Annotated in this window: 25 protein-coding genes; 5 read left to right on the plus strand and 20 right to left on the minus strand. The window is 62.5% G+C overall.

Annotated elements, in window-relative coordinates; all coding sequences use genetic code 11:
- Window positions 1–39: 39 nt before the first annotated feature.
- The 3 genes from H7B90_RS10670 to H7B90_RS10680 form a co-directional block, all read right to left on the minus strand.
- Window positions 40–570, minus strand: coding sequence for a YceI family protein (locus H7B90_RS10670; protein ID WP_185135853.1), 531 nt, complete (start codon window positions 568–570; stop codon window positions 40–42).
- Between the two features lie 521 nt (window positions 571–1091).
- Window positions 1092–1367 carry a HesB/YadR/YfhF family protein gene (locus tag H7B90_RS10675; RefSeq protein ID WP_185135854.1) on the minus strand — a complete coding sequence of 92 codons (276 nt, stop codon included), beginning with the start codon at window positions 1365–1367 and terminating at the stop codon, window positions 1092–1094.
- A 120-nt stretch (window positions 1368–1487) separates the two neighbouring features.
- Entirely contained in the window at window positions 1488–2081 is a 594-nt protein-coding gene (locus tag H7B90_RS10680; protein ID WP_185135855.1) for a TVP38/TMEM64 family protein, read from the minus strand.
- A gap of 237 nt (window positions 2082–2318) precedes the next feature.
- Between H7B90_RS10680 and H7B90_RS10685 the strand changes: the two genes are divergently transcribed.
- Genes H7B90_RS10685 through H7B90_RS10695 form a run of 3 tightly spaced genes read left to right on the plus strand, consistent with a single transcriptional unit; the run spans window position 2319 to window position 4138 of the window.
- A complete protein-coding gene (locus tag H7B90_RS10685) occupies window positions 2319–2900 on the plus strand; it encodes a bifunctional transcriptional activator/DNA repair enzyme AdaA (RefSeq protein ID WP_185135902.1) in 582 nt (193 codons plus the stop codon).
- Window positions 2884–3432 carry a methylated-DNA--[protein]-cysteine S-methyltransferase gene (locus H7B90_RS10690; protein ID WP_185135856.1) on the plus strand — a complete coding sequence of 183 codons (549 nt, stop codon included), beginning with the start codon at window positions 2884–2886 and terminating at the stop codon, window positions 3430–3432. The genes H7B90_RS10685 and H7B90_RS10690 overlap by 17 nt, the downstream gene beginning before the upstream one ends.
- Window positions 3425–4138 carry a 2OG-Fe(II) oxygenase gene (locus H7B90_RS10695; protein ID WP_185135857.1) on the plus strand — a complete coding sequence of 238 codons (714 nt, stop codon included), beginning with the start codon at window positions 3425–3427 and terminating at the stop codon, window positions 4136–4138. The genes H7B90_RS10690 and H7B90_RS10695 overlap by 8 nt, the downstream gene beginning before the upstream one ends.
- 38 nt (window positions 4139–4176) lie before the next feature.
- Here H7B90_RS10695 and H7B90_RS10700 read toward each other — a convergent pair whose 3' ends face one another.
- The 3 genes from H7B90_RS10700 to H7B90_RS10710 form a co-directional block, all read right to left on the minus strand.
- Window positions 4177–4863, minus strand: coding sequence for a DNA alkylation repair protein (locus tag H7B90_RS10700; RefSeq protein ID WP_185135858.1), 687 nt, complete (start codon window positions 4861–4863; stop codon window positions 4177–4179).
- Between the two features lie 129 nt (window positions 4864–4992).
- Window positions 4993–5496: a DEAD/DEAH box helicase family protein gene (locus tag H7B90_RS10705; RefSeq protein ID WP_185135859.1), complete on the minus strand. Its 504-nt coding sequence runs from the start codon at window positions 5494–5496 to the stop codon at window positions 4993–4995.
- A 255-nt stretch (window positions 5497–5751) separates the two neighbouring features.
- Window positions 5752–6456 (minus strand): collagen-like protein, encoded by a 705-nt coding sequence (locus tag H7B90_RS10710; RefSeq protein ID WP_185135860.1) that lies wholly within the window; start codon window positions 6454–6456, stop codon window positions 5752–5754.
- A 217-nt stretch (window positions 6457–6673) separates the two neighbouring features.
- Between H7B90_RS10710 and H7B90_RS10715 the strand changes: the two genes are divergently transcribed.
- A complete protein-coding gene (locus tag H7B90_RS10715) occupies window positions 6674–7717 on the plus strand; it encodes a YheC/YheD family endospore coat-associated protein (protein ID WP_185135861.1) in 1044 nt (347 codons plus the stop codon).
- A gap of 169 nt (window positions 7718–7886) precedes the next feature.
- Window positions 7887–9515 carry a hypothetical protein gene (locus H7B90_RS10720; protein ID WP_185135862.1) on the plus strand — a complete coding sequence of 543 codons (1629 nt, stop codon included), beginning with the start codon at window positions 7887–7889 and terminating at the stop codon, window positions 9513–9515.
- A gap of 199 nt (window positions 9516–9714) precedes the next feature.
- Here H7B90_RS10720 and H7B90_RS10725 read toward each other — a convergent pair whose 3' ends face one another.
- The 14 genes from H7B90_RS10725 to H7B90_RS10790 all read right to left on the minus strand — a co-directional run bounded on the left by H7B90_RS10725 (window position 9715) and on the right by H7B90_RS10790 (window position 26056).
- Window positions 9715–10713: a zinc-dependent alcohol dehydrogenase family protein gene (locus tag H7B90_RS10725; protein ID WP_185135863.1), complete on the minus strand. Its 999-nt coding sequence runs from the start codon at window positions 10711–10713 to the stop codon at window positions 9715–9717.
- A gap of 18 nt (window positions 10714–10731) precedes the next feature.
- On the minus strand, window positions 10732–12012 hold the full coding sequence (locus tag H7B90_RS10730) for an extracellular solute-binding protein (RefSeq protein WP_185135864.1): 1281 nt from the start codon (window positions 12010–12012) through the stop codon (window positions 10732–10734).
- Between the two features lie 25 nt (window positions 12013–12037).
- Window positions 12038–13558 (minus strand): response regulator, encoded by a 1521-nt coding sequence (locus H7B90_RS10735; protein ID WP_185135865.1) that lies wholly within the window; start codon window positions 13556–13558, stop codon window positions 12038–12040.
- Between the two features lie 24 nt (window positions 13559–13582).
- Window positions 13583–15448 (minus strand): cache domain-containing sensor histidine kinase, encoded by a 1866-nt coding sequence (locus H7B90_RS10740; protein ID WP_185135866.1) that lies wholly within the window; start codon window positions 15446–15448, stop codon window positions 13583–13585.
- A gap of 140 nt (window positions 15449–15588) precedes the next feature.
- A complete protein-coding gene (locus H7B90_RS10745; protein WP_185135867.1) occupies window positions 15589–16356 on the minus strand; it encodes an ABC transporter permease in 768 nt (255 codons plus the stop codon).
- Window positions 16357–17127 carry an ABC transporter ATP-binding protein gene (locus H7B90_RS10750; RefSeq protein WP_185135868.1) on the minus strand — a complete coding sequence of 257 codons (771 nt, stop codon included), beginning with the start codon at window positions 17125–17127 and terminating at the stop codon, window positions 16357–16359. It lies immediately after the preceding gene.
- 19 nt (window positions 17128–17146) lie between these two features.
- Window positions 17147–18013, minus strand: a complete 867-nt coding sequence (locus H7B90_RS10755; protein WP_185135869.1) for a pentapeptide repeat-containing protein — start codon at window positions 18011–18013, stop codon at window positions 17147–17149.
- Between the two features lie 13 nt (window positions 18014–18026).
- The gene (locus H7B90_RS10760; protein WP_185135870.1) at window positions 18027–18356 is read right to left on the minus strand and encodes a PadR family transcriptional regulator; all 330 of its coding nucleotides are present in this window, start codon (window positions 18354–18356) and stop codon (window positions 18027–18029) included.
- A 218-nt stretch (window positions 18357–18574) separates the two neighbouring features.
- On the minus strand, window positions 18575–20446 hold the full coding sequence (locus H7B90_RS10765; protein WP_185135871.1) for a glycoside hydrolase family 66 protein: 1872 nt from the start codon (window positions 20444–20446) through the stop codon (window positions 18575–18577).
- A 24-nt stretch (window positions 20447–20470) separates the two neighbouring features.
- Window positions 20471–21310: a carbohydrate ABC transporter permease gene (locus tag H7B90_RS10770; RefSeq protein WP_185135872.1), complete on the minus strand. Its 840-nt coding sequence runs from the start codon at window positions 21308–21310 to the stop codon at window positions 20471–20473.
- 2 nt (window positions 21311–21312) lie between these two features.
- Window positions 21313–22236: a carbohydrate ABC transporter permease gene (locus H7B90_RS10775; protein ID WP_185135873.1), complete on the minus strand. Its 924-nt coding sequence runs from the start codon at window positions 22234–22236 to the stop codon at window positions 21313–21315.
- Window positions 22237–22353: 117 nt separating this feature from the next.
- A complete protein-coding gene (locus H7B90_RS10780; protein WP_185135874.1) occupies window positions 22354–23706 on the minus strand; it encodes an extracellular solute-binding protein in 1353 nt (450 codons plus the stop codon).
- 555 nt (window positions 23707–24261) lie between these two features.
- Entirely contained in the window at window positions 24262–24993 is a 732-nt protein-coding gene (locus H7B90_RS10785) for a ThuA domain-containing protein (protein ID WP_185135875.1), read from the minus strand.
- On the minus strand, window positions 24986–26056 hold the full coding sequence (locus H7B90_RS10790; RefSeq protein ID WP_185135876.1) for a Gfo/Idh/MocA family protein: 1071 nt from the start codon (window positions 26054–26056) through the stop codon (window positions 24986–24988). The genes H7B90_RS10785 and H7B90_RS10790 overlap by 8 nt, the downstream gene beginning before the upstream one ends.
- Window positions 26057–26088 lie beyond the last annotated feature (32 nt).

Raw genomic sequence — 26088 nt, forward strand, 5'->3', positions numbered from 1 at the left:
GGGTTGGAGGTTCTTCTTCGTTATTATAGAAGGAACGGATCAGGCCTTCGCGGCTTCGATCTCGATCGACACCTTCACTTCGTCGCCGATCAGCACGCCGCCCGTCTCGAGCACGGCGTTGTACGTCAACCCGTAGTCGCTGCGCTTCAGGCTACCCGTCGCGCTGAAGCCGGCCTTCTCGTTGCCCCACGGGTCCTTGCCCGCTCCTTCGTAAGTGACGGCGAACGTCTCCGGACGGGTCACGCCGTGCAGCGTCACGTCGCCGGTCACTTCGTATTCGCCCTCGCCCTTGGAGACGATCTTGGTTGCCTTGAACAGCAGCTTCGGATGGTTCTCGACGTCGAAGAAGTCGGCGGACTTCAGATGCGCGTCGCGGTCGCCGTTGCGGGTGTCGACGCTGGACAGGTCGATCTGGAACGCGATGTCCGCCGTCGTCAGATCGGCCGGGTCGGCCGAGATCTGGGCTTCGAAGCTGTGGAACGAGCCTTTGACCTTGGCGATCATCATGTGCTTGACGGAGAAGTCGATCGCGCTGTGGGAGACGTCTACCGCCCAATTGGATTTGGCCATGTGGAATTCCTCCTTATTGTTACTTACAAATTAAAATTTGCTTACAAAATTATATTTAACTTACTATTAATATAGGGGATAAACGGGCAGCTGTCAACACGGAAAATTCGCGGACAGGCCTTGCATTCGCGCGCCGGGCCCGGCCTGCGCCCGCTATGCGCCGGCGGCGGTTTTGGAGCTGGACCGGGGGCTGGGCTTTATTGGGGCTTCTCGCCTCCAACAAGACGGTTTTTTCCGCTTGTTGCGGTCCTGCGCGGGGCTTCTCGCCTCCAACAAGACGGTTTTTTCCGCTTGTTGCGGTCCTGCGAACGGATAGCGTGGGAGTTGTGCGGGATTGGGGGCCGTGAGACGGTGATGGCGCGGGGATTGGGGGCCGCAACGGATGGATCGTTCGTTCAAGGCGCGCGCGTATGCGGGGCCGCTGGACGAGGGCCGGTTGAGCCGCCCGCCGCGCAACAAAAAAACTCGAACGGGAGCGCCGCAGCCGGCGGTGCCGTTCGAGCTTATAACGAGGCCGGGCGCTACCCGACCAGGAAGACGATGTCGCCCCTCAGACAATCGACCGTCAGCTTCTTCCGCTCCAGAAACCATACGTCCTTGCTCTCCATGTAAAAGGTAAGCTTGTCGTTCTCCACGACGGCGGCGGGGTCCATCGGTTCGTCCTTCATGATGCCGAAGCCGTAAGGCTCCGAGCCTCCGCTGACGTAGCGGACGAAGATCCGGACGGAATCTCCTCCCTTGAACCCCCAGTCGTGCCGGAAGCACGACAAGGCGGCCGGCGATATGACCAGTTCCATCCCGGGCACCTCTCTTCCCTGTTCTGTAAGCGATTGCTCCTTCATTATAGGGGGAAGGCGGACCGATCACAAGAAGTTCCCCGGGGAGAAAAACGTCTAATTATCGCCCGCGCCCCTCCTCTATTTCGTAAACTTCGCCTCCAGCTTCTTGCTGACGACGAACGAAGCGGCGACGAACAGAATGACGTAGACGAGCTCCAGAGGCTCGCGCACGAACCGGCCGAGATCGTGGCCGATGTACGAGACGGACAGCACCATGACCGCCTTGCCGAACAGAATGGCGATCAGGAACGAACGCAGCGGCATCCGCGCAAGGGCGGCCGCGATGTTGATGACGACGAACGGGCCGACCGGGAACAGGCTGAGCAGGAAGACGTAGCTGAACGCGTTCCGGCGGATCCACCTCATGCTCCTCTGAACCCGCGGCTTGTTCTCCCACTTCCTCGCGTACGGGTGCTCGCCGATCCGGCGGAAGATCAGGAACGTCGTCAGACACCCGAGGATCATGCCGATCCAGGAGTACAGGAAGCCGAGCCACAGCCCGTACACGGCGGCGTTGACGCCCACGATGACGATCGTCGGCAGCGGCGGCACGAACGACTTGAGGAAGGTCAGGGCGATGCCGGGAAGTGGCCCGAACGAGCGGTATTGGTCGAGGAAGCTTCTCACGTCCTCTTCGGTCAAGGAGGTCAACGAATCGATTAACGCGGACATCGGACGCACTCCGCTTCATAAGTATAATAGCCGATCCTAGCCGGCGATTCCGGCTTATCCATTGTAAACCCTCGCGCTATCCGAAGGAAGCCCCGCGGCGGAGCGCCGAATGCAGGAGAGTTTCGTTATCTTGCGGCTTCATTCCGAAAATCGTCCAAACGCCCCCCGCAGGGGTTATACTGTTCGTGGAGGTGAACGACGGTGACGGATCGAGAGAGCATCGAAGGAACGGAGACGATGACGGAGGAAAAGTGGAGGGCCATCGTCGCGAATGACGCTTCCGCCGACGGCCGGTTCTTCTACGCGGTGAAGACGACGGGCATCTTCTGCCGGCCGTCCTGCAAGTCGAAGCCGCCGAAGCCCGGGAACGTCGTGCTGTTCGGCAAGGCGGAGGAAGCGCTGGCCGCCCGGTTCCGCCCCTGCAAGCGCTGCAAGCCGACGGGCCGGAGGCTTCCGGACGAAGAGTGGATCTCCCTCGTCACGGAATATATCGACCGCCATTACGAAGAATCCCTCACGCTGGACGCTCTGGCCGAGATGAGCCACGGCAGCCCCTATCATCTGCACCGGACGTTCAAAAAGGTGAAGGGCGTCACGCCGGTCGAATACGTCCAGCGCCGGAGAATCGAGCGGGCCCGGGAGCTCCTGGCCGGGACGGATCGGGCCGTGAACGAGATCGGCCCCGCCGTAGGGCTGCCGAGCTTGCCTTACTTCATTACGCTGTTCAAGAAGCGAACGGGCCTGACGCCGGCGGCTTACCGGGAACGGCACGTCTCGCGCCAACCGAAGGAGGTCTCGAATTATGGAGAATCGAATTAACGAAACGATCTATTGGACGCGGCTGTCCGGCGATGCCTGGAGCCTATACGCAGCCGCCACGGAGAAGGGCCTCGTCTTCGTCGGCTCGGCCGGGAAGCCCTACGAGGAGTTGTCCGATTGGGCGAGAGCGCGGGTGCCGGGCGCCGAGCTCGTCCGGGACGACGACCGGCTGCGCCCGTACGCGGACGAATTAAGAGGGTACCTGAGCGGGGAACGGCGCGAATTCGCCGTTCCGCTCGATCTCCGCGGAACAACGTTCCAAGAGGAGGTCTGGCGCGCGCTTCGGGAGATTCCCTACGGGGAGACGAGGTCGTATTCGGACATCGCCCGGCGCGTCGGCAAGCCGGCCGCGGCCCGCGCGGCGGGAGCCGCGATCGGCGCCAACCCCGTGCTGATCGCGGTGCCCTGCCACCGGGTCGTCGGGAAGGGCGGAACGCTAACCGGCTATCGCGGAGGACTCGACATGAAGACGGCGCTTCTCGGGCTGGAGCGGACCGGCTCGCCGGCCGGGGAAGCGGTCCGGCATGCTTAAGCCGATTCCGGAACGAATCCGGGAGCTCGACTGGGACAAGCTGCAGCGAGCCCTCGACGACGACGGGTTCGCCAAGCTCCCCTCCCTGCTGAGCGAGGCGGAATGCGAAGCGATCGTCGGCACCTACGGCGAGGAGGACCGGTTCCGGCGCACCATCGACATGGCGCGCTACCGGTTCGGGAGCGGAGAGTACAAGTACTTCGGCGCGCCGCTCCCGGATTGGCTGCGGCAGCTCCGCGAAGGCTTCTACCCGGAGCTGTCGCGCGCGGCGAACCGCTGGCTGGAGCGGCTCGGCCAGCCGGCGGACTACCCCGATGCGCTTGCGGAATTTCTCGACCGATGCCGCGCGGCCGAGCAGACCCGTCCAACCCCGCTTATCCTCAAGTACGAAGCCGGAGGCTACAACTGCCTGCACCAGGATCTGTACGGCGACGTCTTCTTCCCGTTCCAGGTCGTGTTCGTCTTAAACCGCCGAGAGGAAGATTATCGCGGCGGCGAATTCCTGCTCGTGGAGCAGCGCCCCCGCGCGCAGAGCCGGGGCCACGCCGTCTCGCTGGAACGCGGCGAAGGGCTCATCTTCCCGACCCGGCATCGCCCGGTCCCGGGCGCCCGCGGCTACTACCGGGCGACGCTCCGCCACGGGGTCGGCACGGTAACGGCCGGAACCCGCTACAGTCTGGGCGTCATTTTCCACGACGCCAAGTAACGAAGAGAGCGGAGCCGCCCCGGAAGGGAGGCTCCGCTCTACGCGCGCCGCTTCATGGCGCGGATCCGGCTCTTGTCGTCGGCGCTGACGGCGAGGGATTCGACGATTTTCTGCAACGCCTTGTTGTAGGTAAAATCGTCCAGCCCGCTGCTTCGCAGATACGCCATCGTCGGCTCGGGAAGCTTCACGTAGCAGATCGACACCGCCCAAGCCACCGCCATCTTCGCGTAGTAGCCTTCGTGGCGGACTCCGTCCAGCAGCCCGAGCGTTCTCTCGATATACTCCTCGTCCGCGTAATATTGAAGCAGCATGACGACCGCGAAGCGGACGTCGTATTCGTTCGGGGACGCGAAGTAGGGCTGGAGAAATTCCCACACCCGCTCCCTGTGCTTCTTCGCGAACTTGAGTCCGTTGCAGAAGCTGTCGCACACCGACCAGTTGTCGATGCGGGGAACGAAGGCGGCGATCAGCTCCAGCAGCTCTTCGACGTCCGCCCGGACGCACCCGATGACCATGCCGTGCAGCATGACCTCCTCGAACGTATCGGTGCCCGCGCTTCGGACGTAATCGCGCCAATCCCCCTTCGCGATCGTCCGGGCCAGCTTGCGCAGGGCGGGCAGCCGGACTCCGAGCACGTTGTCGACGTTCGGAATGAGGGACGAGGCGAACTTGCGGTACGGCTCTTCCGCCATGGCGATAAGTTGCTGCTTGATCGATTGCTCCATAAGGTCCGCTCCTTGCCGGGTACAGGTCTTCCCCTATCTTACTCCTCGCCGCCCCCCGAACGGAAGTGCGCCCGAATGAAAAGGCAAGATAACGAAAGAAGCGCTGCCAGGGCCGCTCCCTCCGCTCGATCAGACAAGCCGCCCCTGCCAACGGGCGAGCGCCCACTCCCGGATCGCCTCGGCGGCTAGCTGGGGCGGCGTATTCGTCGTGTCGACGACGGGAATCGGCGGGACGGAATGCCGCGCGGCCCGGATCATCTCGGCTGCCGCCAGGTTGGTGTGATGGATGCCGGCCGGCGTCCAGCCTCCCCGCTCCGTCAGCCGCCGGGTTCTCGCCTCGTCGCTGCAATTCAGAATCAAGTAATGGATCGGATCGAAATGCCGGATGCGGTCGCAGGCGGCCACGTTGTACGGCGAGGGCACCGGACCGAACAAGATCGTCCCCCGGCCGCACAGGGCGACGGAGTAAGCGATTCGGATCCAATGATTGCAGGCCGTCTGGAAATCCTGCTCATGCACGATCATATCCATGTCGAAAACGTCGAAGTCGGGCATCAGTCTTCCCAGCACGCGCGACGTCGTCGACTTGCCGGAACCGCTATATCCCGTCACGATAAATAGAGGATAAGTCATCTCGCTCTCCCTTCGATTCGTTCCGCTCCGGTCGCGCCCGAAGGTGTGACCGACGCTTTCTCTATACAATATGGTCCGAAGGAGATTCGGAAGCGGATGCCTGTACCGGCGGAGAACGAGCGACGGCATCCGCCTCAATCGCGAACGAGCGTGACCCTTGTCTCTGTCGACTCGTCCCTGACGATCATAGATATATAAAAAGAAGCTTCTCCGAGGATCCTCGCCGATCCGCGGAAAAGCCCCATTCTCTTTTTGTTACCCTAAGCGTTGGATAAAGAGCGACGCGCTGGTGACGGGGGTGCCGCCGCCGATGGTCGCTTGCAGCGTCTGAGTTCCCGTATTGTCGATCCGGTTGAGCGTCAGCGTTCCCCCTGCCGTCAAACGGGCGACGACTTGGCCGGGATAGGGGTTGTTGCCCGCTCCCGAACCGTAGTTGCTGCAAGGAACGAGAGCAGCCGGGAGAGGTCCGGCGCCGTCCGGATCGAAGAACAGGCCGAAGGCGGAGTTGCCGGCCGTCGGGAACACTTCCCAGTTGATGTGATAGAACCCGGTCGTCGAAATATTCACGGTCGAAGGAGAAGTAAACGAGACGTCCGGCGAATCGATGACAGCGTTGTTGAACGTGACGGCTCCGCCTTGCCCGCCCGGAGTAGGCGCCGCGGCTACCGTCTGATCGACCGTGCTGCACAGGAAGGCGAACGAAGGCGGCGCGGTAGGTCCGACGGGACCTTGCGGGCCTTGGGGTCCGGCAGGGCCTTGAGGACCGACGGGGCCGGCAGGACCTTGCGGGCCGGCAGGGCCGGCAGGACCTTGCGGGCCGGCAGGGCCGGCAGGACCTTGCGGGCCGGCGGGGCCGGCAGCGCCTTGAGGACCTTGAGGACCTTGGGGGCCTTGCGGGCCTTGAGGGCCGGCAGGACCTTGTGGACCGGGGGGGCCAGGAGGACCTGGTAGTCTACCCATCTTTTGCGTGCACGCTCCTTAAGGAAGTTAGGATTGGGATCGCAGGTCAGTCGACCCTGTGCTTAGCCCGATGTTACATTATTCCAGCCATCGCCTCTTCGTGCCATATTTGGGCGCGATTTATTTGCATGCCGTTGTATTGTTGTCCATACGGCTTCCGGAATGGGTACATACTCTAATTTTGCGAATCTCTTCAATCTTACGACGGAGGCAAGCCATGAACTTCACTAACGGTCTGGTCGGCATTCTGGTCGCGAACCCCGCGCAGAGGAAATACGTTCTGAACCAATATCTTCGGCACGGCAAATCGGGGATGAAGCTGTTCAGCTTCACCCCCTCGTCCATCGACTGGAAGCGCAGAACCGTCGTCGGACTCCATCGCTCGGGCGGGAAGTGGGCGATCAAGAGATTTCCTTTTCCCCAAGTCGTGTACAATCGTTGCTACGGCACCGACCCGAAGCTGATCGGACGGCTAGGGGCGGCGATCGGCGACGACAAGCTGTTCAATCAGATCAATCAACTCAACAAGCTGGATATCTACAACAGCCTGAGCAGATGGCTCGACGACTACTTGCCGGAGACCGTTCCTTACAGTCCGGAGAACGCCTTGCGGATGCTGGAACGGCATCGCGTCATCTATTTGAAGCCCTTCTACGGGTATCAGGGCAAAAGGGTGTACCGGGCGGAATTAAAGGCTTCGGGGGAAATCCACATCGGGCACCACTACTTCAATCCCAAGACGGTCGTCAAGACCCCAGCCGAATTCCTGGAGAACGCGCAGAAGCTGATCGGCTCCACCCCCTATATCGTTCAGCGAGGGATCCCGATCCGGCAGATCGACGGCCACGTCTTCGATATCCGTTCGCTCGTGCAGAAGAACGACAAGGGCTTATGGTCCGTCACGAACCTCGTGAGCCGGATCGCCTACAAGGGAAGCTATAATACGAGCATCTTCGTAAAAGTATGTTTATCGCGCGAGGCGCTCGGCAAGCTGTATTCTCCCGCCAGAGTCGAAGAGATCATGACTTCGATCTATAACGTCAGCCTGAGAACGGCGGAGATCATCGACATGGACACCGATTATCATCTTGGCGAATTCAGCGTCGACTTCGCGCTCGACGATAACGCCCATCCGTGGATCATCGAGCTCAACGGCAAGCCGGCGAAGGATCTGTATCGCGGGATTCCGAACCGTTCCGCGGTCTATGAGCGGCCGATCCAGTACGCCAGATACTTGAGCGCGAGGAAGAAGTCTTTGTGATGACCAGTATATGGGTTAACGCTTGGCCGTGTTACACGCGGACGAGATAAATGTCTGCCGAGGGGAGGCGCGGGCGGCCGCGCCTCTTCTTTGTGCCGTACGGCGCGCCTTTTATGTTACAATTCCGGTATAGGCATCTAACCACCCTTCGGGAGAACGAGGTGCGACCGTGCGCAAACCCAAGGTGTCTCTATTCTTCGGCGCCGGAGCCGAGGTCGGTTACGGGCTTCCTTCGGGAGGCCGGTTCGCGCTCGACCTGTTTCGGACGCCGGCTCAGGAAGACAAGGCTCTGTTCCGGGAACGGCTGGCGGCGATCGACCGGACGTCGGCCTACGCGGCGAAGTGGCTGCCGGACGATTATCTCAAGAAGAGAATCCACGTCTTCGGCCGGACCGACTTCGAGAGCTTGATGACCTCCAGCCTGGAATACCGCAAGGACGACATTCTCGCGTACCTGGACCGCTTCGACGAGCACGCCTCCCGGCTGCTGCGCGGCTGGAGCATCGGCGAGGATCGGCTCCGCGACCTGTACGCGCACGAGATCGGCACCTCCGTCGGCCAGGTTCTGTACGGACAGGCCGTCAAGCTGAACCCGCGGCTGGCGGAGAGCGTGCCGCTGTTTCAGTCCGAATTTTTCTCCGCGTTCCTGCACCTTCTCGAGCTTCATCCCGGGCATCGGGAGCTCGCGCGCCACGTGCGGGCGATTCTGGAGCTGCTCGTCGGCTCGTGCGGCCAACGGCTGATCGCCAAGCTGAACGAGGAGCTGTTCGAGAGCGCGCCGGACAAGCTGTCCGTCTTCGACGAGCTCTCCGGCATCTTCAGCTTGAATTACCATCACGTCGGCCAGACGGGGATGGAGATCGTGCTGACGGAGACGCCGGCCGAGATTACGCTGGACAGCCCGCTGCCCGATATGATGGCGGGTCTCGCGCGTCTGCTTCTGGAAGATATCTATGCTTGCACGCTCGATTATCAGGCTCTCATCGACAGCCATTATCGCTATCTTTATAATCCGAGAGCCCAATGGGCCAAATTCACGAGAATCGCCGTGTTCCTTCATACCGTTCGAAGGTACATGATGAACTGCGGCGAGGACCGGCGGGAAGCGCTTGCGAACGGGCCCGGGTACTATCACGACCTCGCCGGGCTGGCCGGACGGGCGGACGTTCAAGCCATCGGGACGACGAACTATCATTATTTCGCCGAGGAGATCGTTCGGAGCGCGATGCCGAACGTTCCCGTGTTCCATCTGAACGGAAGCGTGGGCGAGTTCTACGATCCTTACCGCAACGTTATTCTGGACGGGTACGGGCACGGGGATGGAGAGCGGGACGGGAATGGAGAGCGCGTCCGGGGCAAGAACGGGCATGGGGAACGGGACGGAGATGGGGGACCGGGGGAGCTCCGCCGCGACGGCTTGACCGTCCCGTTCATCTTCACGCAGAGCGGAATCAAGCCGCTCACCTCGATCAAGATGTCCAAGCGGTACGTCGAGCTGTACGACCGCTTCCTCGAATCGGACGTCGTCTGCATCGTCGGCTACGGCTTCAACGGGGACGACGGCCATATCAACGGGCTGATCCGGGAGCTGGCTTCCGCCGGCAAGCCTATCGTGATCCTGCACTACGGCTCAGGGGGCGAATCGGCCTTGAAGCGGCACTACCAAGGGCGGCTGCGGCTGCACGGCTCCGAACGGCTGACCGTGCTCCCGGTCGGGGACGACCGGAAGGTCGGCGGCGCGATCTGGTGGGAGGCGCTGCTGGAGACGCACGCGGGCCGGCCTTCGGCGGTCGTGTGAGGGGAATTGCGGGAGCGTAAGAGGCGGAGTTAACTGAATACCGACCACAGTAAAAACAGCTCCCGATCGCCACGGCCGCTCCCTGGGTTCGTTAGCCGCCTCCCCCCAACGAGACGGGAACCGAGCCGCCGGGCCGAGCGCGGGTTTGCCTGCGGGAGGCGCAACCGACGTCCTCCCCCGCCTCGCGGAGCGGGGCTGGCTACGGGAGGCGCATGTCCAGCAGCACCTTCCCGCTTCTCCCGGGGCAGGGCGCCAGGCGGACCGCCTCCTTCACGTCGCGCAGAGGGAACCGCGCCGCGATCGGCGCCATTCGGAGCCGGCCTTGCCCGGCCAAGCCGATCAGCTCGCGGAACGCCGCGTGCCACCGCTCCGCCGAAGCGCCGCCCGCCCATTGCCGCAGCCAGAACGGCCGGGCGTTCACTCCCCGCTCGCGGGCGACGGACTCGTCCGCGGGAATGCCCGAGAGGAGGCCGATGCGAAGCAGGACGCCTCCCGGCCGCACGCAGAGGGCGAGCTCCGTCCCGTCCTCCCCTCCGATCGAATCGACGGCGGCTTCGACGCCCCTGCCGCCCGTCAGATCCAGCACGGCTTCGCGAAGCGAGAAGCCGCGCGGCGACGTATCGACCGTTCGCCAAGCCCCGAGGGAGAGCAGCTCCTCCGCATGGCGGGAGTCCCTCGCGATCGCGATCAGGCGATAGCCGAACACGGCCGACAGCTGAGCGAAGACGCGGCCGAGCGCCGAGCCGCAGGCGTTGACGGCGAACGCGTCGCCCGGCCGCAGCCCGAGCGCTTCCCGGCAGGCGAGCCACGCCGTGAGCGGATTGATGTACAGCTGGCAAGCCGCGTCGTCCTCCAGGAAGTCCGGGACCGGAACGGCCAGCTCGGCGGGCGCCTTGACGTACGTCTGCCAAGTCCCTTCCCCGCGCAGCGGCAGCACCCGCCGGCCGAGAAGCGACGGCGGCGCCCCCGGCCCGACGGCTTCCACGACGCCGACGCCTTCGTACCCGGCGATGCCCGGCAAGGCGATGCGATGGCGGTACGCGCCTCCGATCGGAATGAGGTCCGACGGGTTGATCGGCGCTTGCAGCATCCGCGCGAGCAGCTGCCCGGGGCCCGGAGGCGCCGGCTCCTCCCGCTCGATCTCCAGCGCCTCTTCCGGACGCCCGAAGCGGCGGAATCTCGCGATTTCCGACAGCATGCTTTTCCTCCTTTTCCCCTATCCGTTCGATTGAATGATCGCCTCGATCTCCGCGGCCGCCCGGTCGAGCCCTTCCTTGGCCGTCAGCTTGCCGGCGAAGACGAGCAGCATGTTGTCGGCGAAGCTCTCCTCGATGTCGTAGAGCCTCGGGATCGGCGGCCGCAAATACGGGTTCCGGATCCCCTCCATCGTCGCCTTGAAAAAAGGGTTGCTGCGCAGCGCTTCCGGCATCTCCGCCGTCCGGTTCGTCGGGATCTGCCCGACCTTGAACATCGTCTCCTGGGCTTCCTTGCCGGTCATCCATTTGACGAACGTCCAGGAAGCCTCCAGATGCTTCGTCTCCTTCAGGATGACGAGATTCTCGCCCCCGATGATGGACCGTCCGGGGAATGGCGCCGCCACCGTATCGGCGAGCAGATCGTAGCGGTTGTCCTTGGAGCCCGACAGAATCGTGTAGAACCAGGGCCCTTCGTCGACCATCAGCGTCCGTCCCCGCAGCATGTCGGTCCAGCGATCCCCTTTGCCCAAAATATAGTTCCTGCCGAACACGCCTTGCCTCGTCAGTTCCATAAGCCGGTCGAGCGCCCGCACGCTCTCCGGGCTGTTCAGAACCCCCTCCGCGTGCCGGTTGGAATCGTCCAGCAGCCGGCCGCCGAGCCCGAGGAAATACGGCATAAGCGACCAGGTGCTGAGGCCGTCGAGCCCGAGAGGCTCGCGGACCGCCTCCGCCGCCCGGACGAGCTCCTCGAAGCTGTCCGGCGCCTTCTTCAGCCCCGCTCTGGCCAGCTGCTTCTTATTATAGATGGCGATCTTCGTGTTCACGTCAAGCGGCAAGCCGTAGTAGCGTCCTTGATACGAGTTCGTCTCCATCGTGACCGATTGCAGCGGCCGGACGGCTTCCGCGAAGTCCGGCAGGTCGCCGATCGGGTACAGAAGCCCGAGGCTCGACAGGTTGGGCACCCAGGTGACGTCCATGCGCACGACGTCCGGAATCTTGCCCGAGGAGGCGCGCGAGATAATCGTCGACTTCAGCTCGGTGCTGTAGGGCTGGCGGACCGGAACGACGCGGATGTCCGGATATCGCCGCTCGAAGGCCGGGACGACCTCGTTCTCGAACACGCGGGTCTCTTCGTCGCTGTACGTATGCCAGACGACGATCTCCTCCTTCTCCGGAGGCGGGGATTCCCGGTTCAGCGGGCCGTCGATGAAGCGGGAAGAACCGCAGCCTCCGAGCAGGAGAACCGCGCAGGCGACGGCGGCGGCGGTCGGGAGATGTCTCGTTCGGATCCATGGCGCCATTCGTGTCGGCCCCCTTCCCGGTCGGTCAGACGAGCTCCCGGTATTCCGCGGGAGTGCTTCCGACGACTTTTTTGAACAGCTTGCTGAAATATTTGACGTCGTTGAAGCCGGCCCGCTCGGCGACTTCGTAAATCTTGAGCGACTTGTTCGGTAGCAGCGACTTCGCCTTCTCGATCCGAAGCTGGATGAGGTAGTCGATGAAGTTCTGGTTCGTTCGCTTCTTGAACAGGACGCTAAAATAGTTCTTGCTGACGTGGACATGGTCGGCGACCGTCTGCAGGGTGATCTCCTGGGCGTACCTCTCGTGGATGAAGTCCATCGCCTTCGCGACGATGCCCGTATTCGGCTGCGCTCTCTCTTCGTCCTGCCGCTGGGCTTCGCCTTCCCGGATGGCGGATTCGAGCGCCCGCGCGAGGTCCGCGAGCGTCTCCGCCCCCATGAACTGGCGGTAATACTCCAGCAGGAGAGCCGGTTCCATGCGGCGGACGAACATCCGCGAGAACAGGTCGCACGCTTCCCGCTTCACCCGGCCGGCGTCGTACCGATACTTCTCCCAACGCTTCAGCCGCTCGCGAATAGGGCCGTACGGTTCCATGGAAGAGGCGACGGCCGCTTCAACGCCCGCGCCAACGCCCGCGTCCGCATCCGGCTTCGGCCGGCAGTGATAAGGCCCTCCCGGTCCGTCGAAGAAGCGGCGGCCGTAGATCTGCTCCGTCCACCGGTAGCGGCTTCGCCACTCTCCGGGCTCCTCCGCTTCGGCATACCCGAGCGTCAGATCCGCCTCCTGCCCGCGCGTCAGCTCCTCCATGAGCCGCGGCGGATTCGCTTCGGGGCGGGGAATCAGCATGACGAGCTCCTCCTCTCCGGCGGCGAAGGCGATTCCCCGCTCGTGCACGGCATAGAACCGGTCCTTCCACTCGTCCAGCAGGATGCCGACGTACAGAGGGCCGTTCTTCTGCCGGATCGCTTCGGCCTCGTTCAACGCCGCGCGGGCGAGCACGCAGCCCTCGGGGAACCGCGCGGCGAATTCCTCGCCGATCCCCTCGCCGATCTCCTCGCCGTCGCGCTCCTGCGTGAACAGCTTCTTCGCCTCCTGCTCCAGCCCGCGGCGCTCCCGCTCGCGGACGCCGGACTCGTAGCCGTCCAGCCGCCGGCCGATCTCCCGTTCGCGCCGGATCTCCTCCGCGCATCGACCGAGAACCTCGTTCAGCTCTTCCGGCTCCATGGTCGGCTTCAGGATATAATCGGAAGCCCCGAGAACGATCCCCTTCTTCGCGTATTCGAAGTCGTTATAGCTGCTGATCAGGATAACCTTCGCGGACGGCCGGAGCGACCGCACCCGCTCCGTCAGCTCAAGCCCGCCCATGACCGGCATCTTGATGTCCGTGATGACGATGTCGGCCGGCTCCCGCTCCAGGGCGAGCAGGGCGTCGGCTCCGTTCGAATATTCCCCGGCGAACGCCAAGCCCAGCTCCCGCCATTGGATCGACGCCTTGACGCCCAAGCGGATGATCGGCTCGTCGTCGACGATGACGACGCTCAACATGATAGCTCCCTCCCGTTCGCGCGGTCATTCGGCCTCCGGCTTCGGCTTGATCAGGATCAACTGGACGACGGTTCCCCGGCCGGGCTCGCTCTCGATCTCCAGCCTCGAACCGAACGGATAATAGAGCTGGATGCACTCCTTGACGTGGCGCAGGCCGATTCCGGTCCCGCCGGTCTCGACGGCCCCTTCCTTCCGGCCGGGTCGACCGTACTCCCCATCGTCCCGCAGAATCCTCTCGAGCCTCGATGCCTCGATGCCCACGCCGTCGTCCTCGATCCGGATCCGCACCGCCTGTCCCTCGTCGACGGCGGCGATCGCGATCGCGCCGTTCCGGTTCTCGGGCACGAACCCGTGGAAAATCGCGTTCTCCACGATCGGCTGAATAAGCATGCGAGGAACGCGGAAGGAGCCCAGCTCCCGGTCCATCTCCGCCTTCAGGTCGAAGGTCAGCGTATAGCGAAGCTGCAATATCTCCAGGTACTTGGCGATGATCTCGAGCTCCTCGTCCAGCGATACCATGTGGCCCTTCTTGCCCATGTTCGCTTCGAGCAGCCGCGTGAAGGCGGCGAGCCCTTCGTACGCCTTGGCGGTATCGCCGAATTTGACGAGCCACTTGATCGTGCTCAGCGTATTGAACATGAAGTGAGGGTTGATCCGGTGCATGACGGCCCTCATCTCCGCGCGCTGCTTCTTGTCCCTCTCCTCCCGCACCTGCGCCATCGTGCGGTCGAGCCGGTGGAGCATCCGGTTGAACTGGTTGCTCATAAGCCCGATCTCGTCCGACGACTCGACGCTCGCCCGGGCGTTCAGATCGCCTTCCCCCGCCAACTTCATCTGCCGGACCAGCTTATGGATCGGCCGGGTGATGCGCCGCGCGAACACGAGGCCGACGAGCACCGCCAAGAGAGCGAAGCCGCCGCTCAGGACGAACACCGTGTCGTGAAGCTCGTCGAGCTGGCCGGTAATCTCGGACAGCGGCACGACGCCGACGATGCTCCATCCGTTGGAGAGCGGCTCCTTCACGCCGTAGAAGCGCACGCCGTCCTCTTCGTATTCGAACTCCCGCGCGGAAGCGTCCGCGATGCGCGCCTTGAGCGCCGCGTTCCCGACCTCGCGGCCGATCCGCGACTCGTTCGGGTCGATCATGACGCGCCCTTGCGAATCGGCGACGAAGAACGCCCCCGTCTTCCCCAGCCGAAGCTGGCGGAGCTTGTCCAGCACGGCCCGCCCGTCGACGTTGATGACGACGTAGCCGATGTTCTCCATCGTTTTGAAATTCTTGAGCACCCGCGCCGCCGGAATGACGAGGTCCGTATTGTCTCCCCCGCCGCTGAACTTGTCGTACTGAAGCTGCGTCCACGCCAGCCGTCCGTCCAGCCGCTCGGCCTCCCGAATCCAGGGGAAGTCCCGGATCCGGTAGCGGTCGACCTTGGCCTGGTTGAAGACGCCGCTCCCCCAGCTCGATCCTTCGCCCTTCAGGATATAGATGATTTTGACGAAGGAGTTGGAATAGATGATATTGTTCAGAAGATTAGCGATAAAATCGCGGTTCTCCACCTTCACGTCGTCGGAGACGCCTTCGGAATCCTGCAGCACCATCTGCTGGATCTTCGCCTGGCCGTAGACTAGATCCGAGGTGTCGCTGCCGACGTTCAGAATGTTGGACAAGGAATCGGCCGCCTGTTCCGCGATCTGGACGGTGGACTGCCTGACGTTGTTCTTCACGAGTTCGGACGAGGTCCGATAGAAGAAGAAGCCGATGCAGAAGGTAGGGATAATAATGACCGCCGCCAGCGCCGCGATCAGCTTCGTCGCGATTCGATTCGTCAGCCTGATCCGGATCATGGCGGTTCGCCTCACCTGCTCCCCTTCGCTCGTGTCTCTTCTCATTGTAAACGCTTCTCCGGGAGCGTAAAGGCGGAATAAATACCGATAGTGGAATATATTACACCTTTCGCGGAACGCAAAAAAGAGAGAGACGCCGTCTCTCCCCTTCGCGGATCCGCTTCGCCGCGAATCCCTCTTGTTTATCACGCCCGCTTCTTATAGGCCCGCATCGCGAAGAGGTAAGCTGCCAGCATAATTCCGACGCACCACGCCAGCGCGACCCAGATGTCGTGGCCTACCGGCTGCCCCGACAGCAGCGCGCGGATCGCTTCCACGATCGAGGTGACCGGCTGGTTCTCGGCGAAGGCGCGAACGACGCGCGGCATCGAATCGGTCGGCACGAACGCCGAGCTGATAAACGGCAGGAAGAGGAGCGGATAGGAGAACGCGCTTGCCCCTTCCACCGACTTGGCGGACAGTCCGGCGATCGCCGCGACCCAGGTCAAGGCCAGCGTGAACAGCACGAGGATACCGGCTACGGCAAGCCACGGCAGGATTCCCGCCGACGAACGGAAGCCCATCGCGAGCGCTACGAGAACGATGATGACGACCGTAATGACGTTGGATACGACCGAAGTCAGCACATGCCCCCACAGCACCGCGGAACGCGCGATCGGCATGGAGTGGAACCGTTCGATGATGCCCCGCTGCTTATCCAGGAACAGGCGGTACGCCGTATAGGAGATGCCGCTTGCAATCGCGATCAGCAGGATGCCGGGCAGCAGGTAGTTCACATAGTTGTCCGTATCGGCTTGAATGGCGCCGCCGAATACGTAGACGAACAGCAGCATCAAGGCGATCGGAGTGATGCAGACCGTAATGATGGTGTCCATGCTGCGGAAGATGTGGCGCATGGAACGCCCGAGCATAACGCCCATATCGCTGAGAAAATGGTTCTTGGCCGTCTCCATTTAAATAGCCTCCTTCTTGCCGACGATGGCGAGGAAGATCTCCTCGAGCGACGGCTGCTTCTCCACATACTCGACCTTCGCTTGCGGGAACAGCTTCTTCAGTTCCGAGAGCGTGCCGCTCGCGATAATTCGGCCTTCGTGCAGAATGGCGATGCGGTCCGCCAGCTGCTCGGCCTCTTCCAAATACTGCGTGGTGAGAAAAATCGTCGTCCCTCCGTCGGCAAGCTCCTTGACGATCTTCCATACCTCGATGCGCGACTCGGGGTCCAGCCCGGTAGTCGGTTCGTCGAGGAAGACGATCTGCGGCTTGCCCACGAGACTCAAGGCGATGTCGAGCCTGCGGCGCATGCCGCCCGAATACGTGGACGCCCTGCGGTCGGCGGCCTCGGTCAGGCCGAAGCGCTTAAGCATGTCGTCCGCTACCTGACGCGGATGGGGAAGGTGCCGCAGCTTGGCGAGCATGACCAGATTCTCCCGCCCGGTCAATACCTCATCCACCGCCGCGAATTGCCCGGTCAGGCTGATCGACTGCCGGACGCCGTCCGGCTTCGACGCGACATCGAAGCCGTTTACGACAGCGGTGCCTCCATCCTGCTTAAGCAGCGTAGCGAGGATCTTCACAACCGTCGTCTTGCCCGCTCCGTTGGAGCCGAGCAGGGCGAAGATGCTGCCCTTTTCCACCTCGAAATCGACGCCCTTCAGCACTTGATGCTGCTTGTAGGATTTGCGCAGCCCTTTGACTTGAATGGACTTGGTTGTCGCGATTGACATCGGAATCCCTCCCCTTTAATTAAACGACCGTTACTTTGGACAGATCGGCCTCCATGCCTTTGAGCAGAGCGTAGGTCAGTTTATCCATCGTCGCGCCGTCGAAGCAGATGGTTTTGATCATGCGATAGTACTTCTTGGTCAACGTAAATCCGGGCTGGAAAGAAACGCTTTTGAGAGTAGCGCCCTTGAACGAAGCTTCGGTTAATGCCGCCTTCTCGAACTTGACGCCGATAAACGTCTGTCCGTCGAAGTTCTGCCCGCTCAGATCGGAGTACTTAAAGTCGACCCCCTCGAATAAGCAACCTTCGAACACCGTTTTTCTAAGATCGGTCAACGTTAACGTCACGTCGGTCAGCCTTACTCCCGTGAATTTGGCGCCATCAAGCCCCGACTTGCTGAAGTTGGTCCGGACAAGGATCGTCTTGTTGAAGCTTGCGTTCGACAGATCGAGCGCGGATAGGCTGCAGTCCGTCAGATTCGCGCCTTCGAAATTGGCTTCTCGCACGTCGCTGCCTTTAAACGAACTCCCCGTCAAATCGGCGCCCGAAAAGTCGGAGCCGTGCAGCGCGCTGCCCTTGAACTGCCCTTTATGAGCCGTCACGCCCGCAAAGTCGCTCTGAGCCAGGTTGCTTGCGTTAAAGTTCGTCAGCACTTGCCGTTCCAGCGAGCGGGAGAGATTGGCGACCTCCAGGATCGTTTGCTCGATATCGCCGATGCTCTCGACCGTTCTCTTGAACGCCGTCTCATCGTCCATGCCCTCCTCCTTGAGTTCGCGGTAACGCTCCTGCAAATCGGAGAGCAGGTCGGCCTTCAACTCCGTGACGCTCTTGACCCCGTCGTAGGGCGCGAACACACCGTTCAAAAAATTCGTTAATTTCGTATTCATACCATCCATCTCCTCATAGTAAGTTGTCGATGACGCGCTTGGCATACTCCCAATTGCTCTTGTTGCGGGCGTAGGTATCCTTGCCCTTCTCGGTAATCCGGAAGTACTTGCGTCTTCCGCCTTGCGATTCGTCTCCCCAATACCATTCGATGTCGCCGTCCGCTTCAAGCCGCCGGACGCTGGAATACATCGTGGCTTCCTTCAATTCATACTCGCCGTCCGAGCGCTCGGCGATCAGCTTGACGATCTCGTAGCCGTAGCGGTCCGCTTCGGACAAGAGCCGCAAAATGATCGTATCCGTATGTCCTCGCAGCAGATCGGATGTGATTTTGTTCTCGCTCATAACGATTACCTCCATGTCTGTATAATACGACAAACTACTGTGACTGTCAAGGTAGTATTTCCAACAAAATACGTTGTCAAACAAAAATACCTGTCCGTCATAGGACAGGTACCCGTTCCCCTCATGGAAAAATAAACGCGCAGAGCGCGGATTCCCATGAAGATATGCGATTGTCTTCGGCGTCCGCCGCTTGAATGATCGCTTGAAGTTTATTCGTATTATTCGTACTCCAGCGCGACCATATCCCAATACCGGAGCTCCGGAACCGCGAACGCCACGTAATCTCCGTTCGAATCGCGTCCCGTCTCATACGCCAACGGACGGCCGGTTCCTTCCTCGAGGTCCGGCGACGCGAGGAACGCCCGCTTGATCTTCTTCCCGCCGGCATACAGCTTCACGGCCAGATCGCGCCGGGTCTCCGGCTCCTTCGCCGAAGCGTCGGCGTCCCGCCATTGATCGGATTGGACGCCCGTCAGGTTGATAAGCTGGAGCGTCTCGAACTTCCCGCCCGCGCGCGAGAACGCCCACACCGTCCCCGGGCGGCCGTCCGCGCTGACCTCCGCCCCTTCGACGGCGATCTTCCGGTCGACCGGCATCTGCCCGTCCCGCAGGACGTTCTGGTAAGCGACGAGGAAGCGATAATAAGAGAGCAGCTTGCTCTTCAGCGAATCGCTCATCCGGAGGTGTCGGTTCGGAAAATATTCGTTGCTCAGCATCCGAAGGTCGTCGCCCAGCTCGATATGGGAGCCGCCGTTCGCGAAGATCGTCGCTTCGGTTAGCAGCACCCCCGGTTCGTTGAACTCGCCCGGGTTGTCGTCCGTGAACGAGTTGCCGTAATTGTAATTCATGTACGCGGCGAGGACTGTCGCCTTCTTGCCTTCGGTCAGCCCGGCCGCTTCGTCCAGCACCTTCTTCAGGTCGTTGTAGGTCGTCTGTCCGCTGTTCTCCCACATCTCTTCGTATAGGAAGGCGGTACCTGCGTCCGCCGTGCCGGATACCCCGTACGTTCCGACGTTGTTGAACACGATCGTCTTGCCCAGCTCCGTCCGGGCCCGGTTCAGGAAGGGCGCGAAGCCGGCGGACGGCTCGATCTCCTTCCCTTCGTACGTGTACATCATGCCGCGGAAGCCGAGCTGGTCGACGTGCCAGCCGTCGAACGGATAGGCGGCGAACGCGTCCCGCTCCCGCTCAAGGAGATACTTCTGCCAATCCGGATTCCCCGGGTCGAACAAGTCGAGCTTGGGCGTCGCCCATCCGTCCGGCAGCGGAATCGAATCCTGCGATTCCCCGCCCGGCGCCGCGTACAGGCCCCATTCCTTCTTGACGCCGCTGCCGTCCGTCTCGTAATCGCCATAGGCGCCGTACAGCAGGTTGTAATTCATGGCCGCCATGCCGCGCTTGTGCGCCGCGCCGATGTAGGCGCGGATCGTATCGCCCGAGGTGACGCGGTTCCCGATATCCGTCCACTCCGCCGCGGGGTTCTCCGGCGTGCCGGCCAGAGGCGCGTGGTGCTTGAACTGCCAGTCGTAGAACTGCAGCGCGTTGATCTGGTAGCGGCTTAGCGATTCGACGTTCGATTCCGTCGTCTTCCCGTCCTGCTTCGGGAACCTGGACAGGTAGCCGTAACGCGGGAAGCGCGTCCAGTCGGACGAGACGTCCACCGCCGCGTTCCGATGATCGATCGTCCGGCCGTCCTTATTCTCCATCCAGGCCTCGACGGAATAGCCGGCGAAGTCGTCCTGCGGCGGCTTCCACTCCCAGCTCAGCGTCCGGGCTTCTCCCGGATCCAGCTTCAGCTTCTTGAACGTCTTGCTCTCGACGAGCCGGCCGAGATGCCGGTACTGGACGAGCAGACGGCCGTCTTCCAGCCTCTCCCCGGACGCGTTGTCGAGCTGCAAGGTCAGGCGCACCGGTTCGCCCGGATCGTACCGCGACTTGTCCGCGTACAACTCCGCCAGCACGGACCGCTTCGCCGCGGCGGCGACCGGAGCCGGCACGGCTTCGTTCCCCGGGCGGCTCTCGCAAGCCGCGCACAGCAGCAGGCCGAGGCCGACGCCGGCGGCGGCCCATGGCGCAAATCTTCTTGTCATAACAATCCTCCGTAGCTTAGCGCGTTATCCCTTGACGGCTCCCGCCGCGATGCCCTTGATGATGAACCGCTGGAACGAGACGAACAGGACGAGAATCGGCAGCATCGAGATGATCGAAGCCGCGAACACGAGGCCGTACGACGTGGCGTGCGCCCCCTGCAGCATCCGGATCGCGACGGGCAGCGTCCACTTCTCGGGCTCGCTCATGAACGTCAACGCGCCGAGGAACTCGCCCCAGTTGCCGTTGAAGTTCATGATGACCGAGGTGGCGATCGCCGGGGCGGACAGCTGGAGCGCGACGCGGCTGAAGAAGGTCCAGCGGTTGCCTCCGTCGACGATGACGGCCTCTTCCATCTCCTTCGGGATCTCGTCGAAGAAGCCTTTGAACAGGAACATATGGAACGGCACCGCCCCGGTCACGTACAGCAGGATCAGCCCGGAATAGCTGTTCAGCAGGTGCAGGTTCTTGAGCAGCAAGTATTGCGGGATGATAAAGGTAATGCCGGGAATCATCATCGAGCCGATGAAGACGGCGAAGATGAAGCCGCGCCCCGCGAAGCGGTAGCGGGAGACGGCGAAGGCCAGCATGCAGGCGACGAGAGTGCCGCCGACGGTGGCGATGATCGAGATGACAAAGCTGTTCTTGAAGTAATGGCCGAAGCTGCCCGTCGTCCACGCTTCCTTGTAGTTGGCGAGCGTAAGCCCCGTCGGAATCAGCTTCGGCGGATATTCCATGGCGAACTGGAATGGCTTGAACGAGACGACGATCATGTTCCAGAACGGCAGGAACGTGACGACCGCGAAGGCGATCAGGATGAGGTAACGAACGGTTTGGGCCGCGAGCTTGCGGCTTCGAAGTCCCACGGTCAGCCCTCCGATCCGGCATTCTTAGGCATGAATTTGTATTGCAGCAGACTGACGACGACGATGACGATGGCGACCACGTAGGACAGCGCGGCGGAATAGCCGAAGTTCAGGTCCGTGAACGCCTTGTTGTAGATCATGCTTAGAGGAACGTCGTATTCGAACGGCGCGGTGCCGGTGAACAGCAGGAACACCTGGTCGAACACGTTGAACGCCCCGATCGTCAGCAGGACGACGACGAACACGGTCGTGTTGCGCAGACCCGGCAGCGTGATATAGCGGAATTGCTGCCACCGGCTGGCGCCGTCGAGGCCGGACGCTTCGTACAGATCGGTCGGGATCGACTGCAAGCCCGCGAGGAAAATAAGCATGCTCCAGCCGATCCCCTTCCAGCCGCCGACGGCGAAGACGGATACGAGCGTGCGCGTCGGGCTGCCGAGCCAGTCGATGCCTTCGTCGACCAGATGCGTCTTGAGCAGAAGGTAGTTGATCAGCCCGTAGTCTTTGTTGAACATGTACAGATAGAGCTGGATGATGACGATCCAGGTGACGAGAACCGGAATATAGAATAACGCCCGGAAGAAGCTTCTTCCCCGGAGCGGACGATCCAGCACGACGGCCAGCAACAGCCCGAACACGATCTGGATCGGCATGGACACGACGAAGTTGAGCAGGGCGTTCTTGAACGCGATGCCGACGTGAGGGTCGTTCAGCACGGTTCGGTAATTGGCGAGTCCCACGAAGGGGCTCTCGCCGATCAGCTGCCAGTCCGTGAAGCTCTTCACGAACGAGAACAGGATCGGGTAGACGGAGAAGGTCAAGTAGAGCCCGATCGCGGGCAGGACGAACAGATAGATGCCGTAGTGGCGGCGAAGCCAGCTTCTCTTCTTGGGGCCGGCGGCCGGAGCGGCGGTCTGGTTCAACAATCGGAAGGCCTCCTCGATCGGAAAAACGGACGCGCCGCCCGAAGCGGAAGCCGGGGGCTCCGCTCGGGCGATTGGCGTCTTGTTTTTCGACGTGTGCTCGTGTCTCGAATGATCGGCTTATGGGGCCAGCAGCGCGTCCGCCTGCTTCGCCGCCTTGTCCAGGGCGTCCTTCGCCGAAGCCTTGCCGAGCAGCACTTGACTGACCGCGTCGGAGAACAGCTTGTCGATCTGGGCGTAAGCGGGCACGGACGGACGGGCTTTGGCCGTCTTCATCTGCTCCATGTACGGCGCGAAGTATTCGATGGCCTTGATGTCGGGATGATCCGTCAGGCTGGCGACGACCGGCATCTGGCCGACCTTCGCCATCGCGATCTGCGCTTCGTCGGACAGCATGAACTTCTCGAATTCGTACGCCGCCGCTTGATGCTCCGCGTCCGAGGACTTGAAGAGGACGAAGTTCTCGCCGCCGACGACTTGGGCCGATCCGCCTTCGCCCGCCGGGTATTGCGCCGCTTCGAACTTGAAGCTCGGGTACTGCTTCTTCAGGACGTCGAACGCCCAAGGGCCGTCGTCGATCATCGCGTACTTGCCTTTGGCGAGGCCGTCGGTTCCCCCCAGGTCGCCGTTGTGGAAGCCGGTCACGTGCCCCGCCTTGCCCAGCTCCTGCAGCTTCTCGATCAACGCGATGGTCTTGTCGCCGTTCATGTAGCCGGTCGCCTTCGTCAGGTCCGGGCTCAGCACGTCCGCGCCGTTGCTCCACAGCCAGGGACCGAGCCACCACAGGTCGACGCCGAACTGGTAGCCGTACGTCGCGGAGTTGCCTTGGCCGCCGGACAGCTTGCCCATCGCTTCGACGAATTCGTCCATCGTCTTCGGCGGGCCGGAGAGGCCGGCTTTGGCCAGCAGCTCCGGGTTGTACAGCAGCACCTTCGTGTTCGTGTCGAGCGGAATGCCGTAATATTTGCCGTTGTACAAGTTCGTAGTGAGCGGGCCCGGGAACACCTTGGCCTTCAGTTCGTCGAAGCCTTCGAGGGAATCCTGCTCCACGAGCGTGCCGAGCTTGGCGAGCTGCGGCGTCATGACGATGTCGATCCGCGCCGCGTCGGGCAGCTGGGCGCCGGCCGCGGAGACGAGCAGCTTCTGGTTGAAGCTGTCCGTCGGCATCGCCACGTTCTTGACCTTGATGTTCGGATGCGCCTTCTCGAACGCGGGAATGACGACCTCCGTCAGCTGCTTCGTCTCGGCGGACGTCTGGTTGTACGTGTTCCAGAAGGTGATCTCGACCTTCTTGCCGCCGGCGGGAGCCGCGGATCCGTCGCCGGAAGCGCTTGCGGACGGGCTCGCGGAGGAGCCTCCGGACGCCGCGCTGCCGGATGCGCCGCCGTCGTTGCCTCCGCCTCCGCACGCGGTCAGCCCGAGCGCGCTTGCGAGGATCAGCGTTCCTGCCGTGCTTAGCATCTTTGTCTTCATTGCGGTAAGTCCCCTCTCGATTGGTGTTCGGATCGGATGGCCGGGCGCGGTTGGCTGTTGGCGAGCGAGCGGCTTGGCACGGTCGGGCACGGCATCTCCGTTCCGCGGAGGTGCCGCATGGTGCACGGCGCCGCATGGCGCCGCCCCGTTCCGCTCCTCACGGTACCGTTCGTTCAGCAGAAGTACCTCATGGAGCGCACGGTTCCGCCCCATTCCTCTCCGTTCCGCCGCACCCCGGCATCCACATGGCTCATTATGCTTCGTTCGGCCTCGCATCGTAACCGTTTACATTCCGCTGTTCGGCGTTCTATTTTCCGATCTTCGGGAGCTAGGGGGAGGCAAAGGGCGGCCTCGAAGGGAGGGAAATGTTCCGGTCGCCGCTCCTTGAGCGTAATAAAGGACACCTTCTCGGGCGTGGAGGCAGGACAGCGTGGTGGACGAATGCGAGGAAGCCGGTTACTCTCTTTGCCCGATCCCGGGGATCTCCGGGAGATGTGCGGAAATCTCGATCAAATAAAAAGAAGGACGTTCGCAGGAACGCCCTCCCCTCTTGCCTCATCCCTTCAAGCTCTCGAGCGGCTCTACCCGGCCGTACGAGACATGCGCGCCGACGGTCGGCGCGGCCCAGCGGGCCGCGTTGCGGATAACCCGGAGCACGTCCGGGTGATGGTACACCGGGAACGTCTCGTGCCCCGGCCGGAAGTAGAACAGCTTGCCCTTCCCCCGCCGGTAGCAGCAGCCGCTGCGGAACACTTCGCCGCCCTCGAACCAGGAGACGAACACCAGCTCATCCGGGGCCGGGATCTCGAAGCGCTCGCCGTACATCTCTTCCTTCGGTATCTCGATGTACTCGCCAAGCCCTTCCGCGATCGGGTGCCCGTGCTCGATGACCCAGATCCGCTCCTTCTCCCCGTCGTCGCGCCACTTGAGCGCCCCCGTCCGGGTGCCGAGCAGCCTCTCGAAAATTTTCGACCCGTGGCCCGAATGCAGAACGATCAGCCCCATTCCTTCCAGCACCCGGTCCCGCACTCGCTCGACGACTTCGTCCCGAACCTCTCCATGCGCCAGATGCCCCCACCAGAGGAGGACGTCGGTCGACGCCAGCGCTTCCTGCGTGAGCCCGTGCTCCGGCTCGTCGAGCGTCGCCGTTCTGACGAGGAAGCCCGGCTCCGCCCGCAGCCCGTTCGCGATCGCTTGATGAATGCCGTCCGGGTAGATCGCCGCGACCTCCGCGCTCCGCCTCTCGTGCCGGAATTCGTTCCATACCGTCACCCGTATATCAGCCATGGCCGCCTTCCTCCTCCTTCTTCACGTCGATCCAGCGCCCCTTCTCGAACGACTCGATAACCGCGTCGATCGTCGCCTGGTTGACGCAGCCGTCCGCGAGAGTCGCGTCGAGGCCGTCTCCCTTCCCATTCAGCAGGTTGAAAAACGACTGCATCTGATCCGCCCGGCAATCGGCCGGAACGTCGACCCGGCGGAACGTCTCGTCGCCAGGGTCCCCGAGCCGCACATGAAGCGTCTCCTCGTCTTCCAGCCCGTAAACCAGAGCTCCCTTCGAGCCGTAAATCTCGATTCGCTGGTAATTGCCGCGCCCGTAGGCGAACCGGCTGATCGTCATGGAGGAGGAGACTCCCCCTTCCATCCGCGCGAGCACGTGGCAATAATCGTCGACGTCGACCTCCCCGAAGCCTTCGCCGTCCGTCGTCTTCCGCCGCCGGATGATCGTGTCCGCGTCGGCGACCACGCGCCGGATATCGCCGACCAGGAACCGCTCCAGATCGAAGATATGCGAGCCGAGATCGCCGAGAGCGCCCGAACCCGACAGCGACTTCCGGAACCGCCAGACGAGCGGAAGCTCCTCGTCGTCGGCCCAGCCTTGGAGGTACTGGGCATACACGTGGCGAATCGTCCCCAGCTTGCCTTCCTCGATCAGCCGCTTCGCATAGCGGACCGCGCTTTTGTAGCGGTACGAGAAGCACACCATATGGGGCAGCGGATCGGCCGCCAGCAGATCCCGGAGCCGCTCCGCTTCCCGGGTGTCGATCGAGACCGGCTTCTCCAGCGCGAACGGCTTGCGGTGCCGAATGGCGGCGGACGCCACTTCGACATGGCTGAAGTTCGGGGTGCCGATCATGACCGCATCAAGCTCGGGGTCCCGCAGCATCTCCTCGTGGTCCGTATAGAGCCGCGCCGCCGGCAGACCCAGCTCCCGAGCCCTCCGGCTCAACGTCTCCTCGTTGTTGTCGCACAGCGACCAGAGCTCGGCGTCGTCGCTCGCGAGAATGCCCCCGATATGGAAATTCGCGATGCCTCCAAGTCCGATTACCCCTATTTTCAGCTTCTTCATAGCCCACCATCCATTCCCGGAATCCGGTTCGT

Source organism: Cohnella xylanilytica (assembly GCF_014212175.1).
Lineage (GTDB): Bacteria > Bacillota > Bacilli > Paenibacillales > Paenibacillaceae > Cohnella > Cohnella xylanilytica.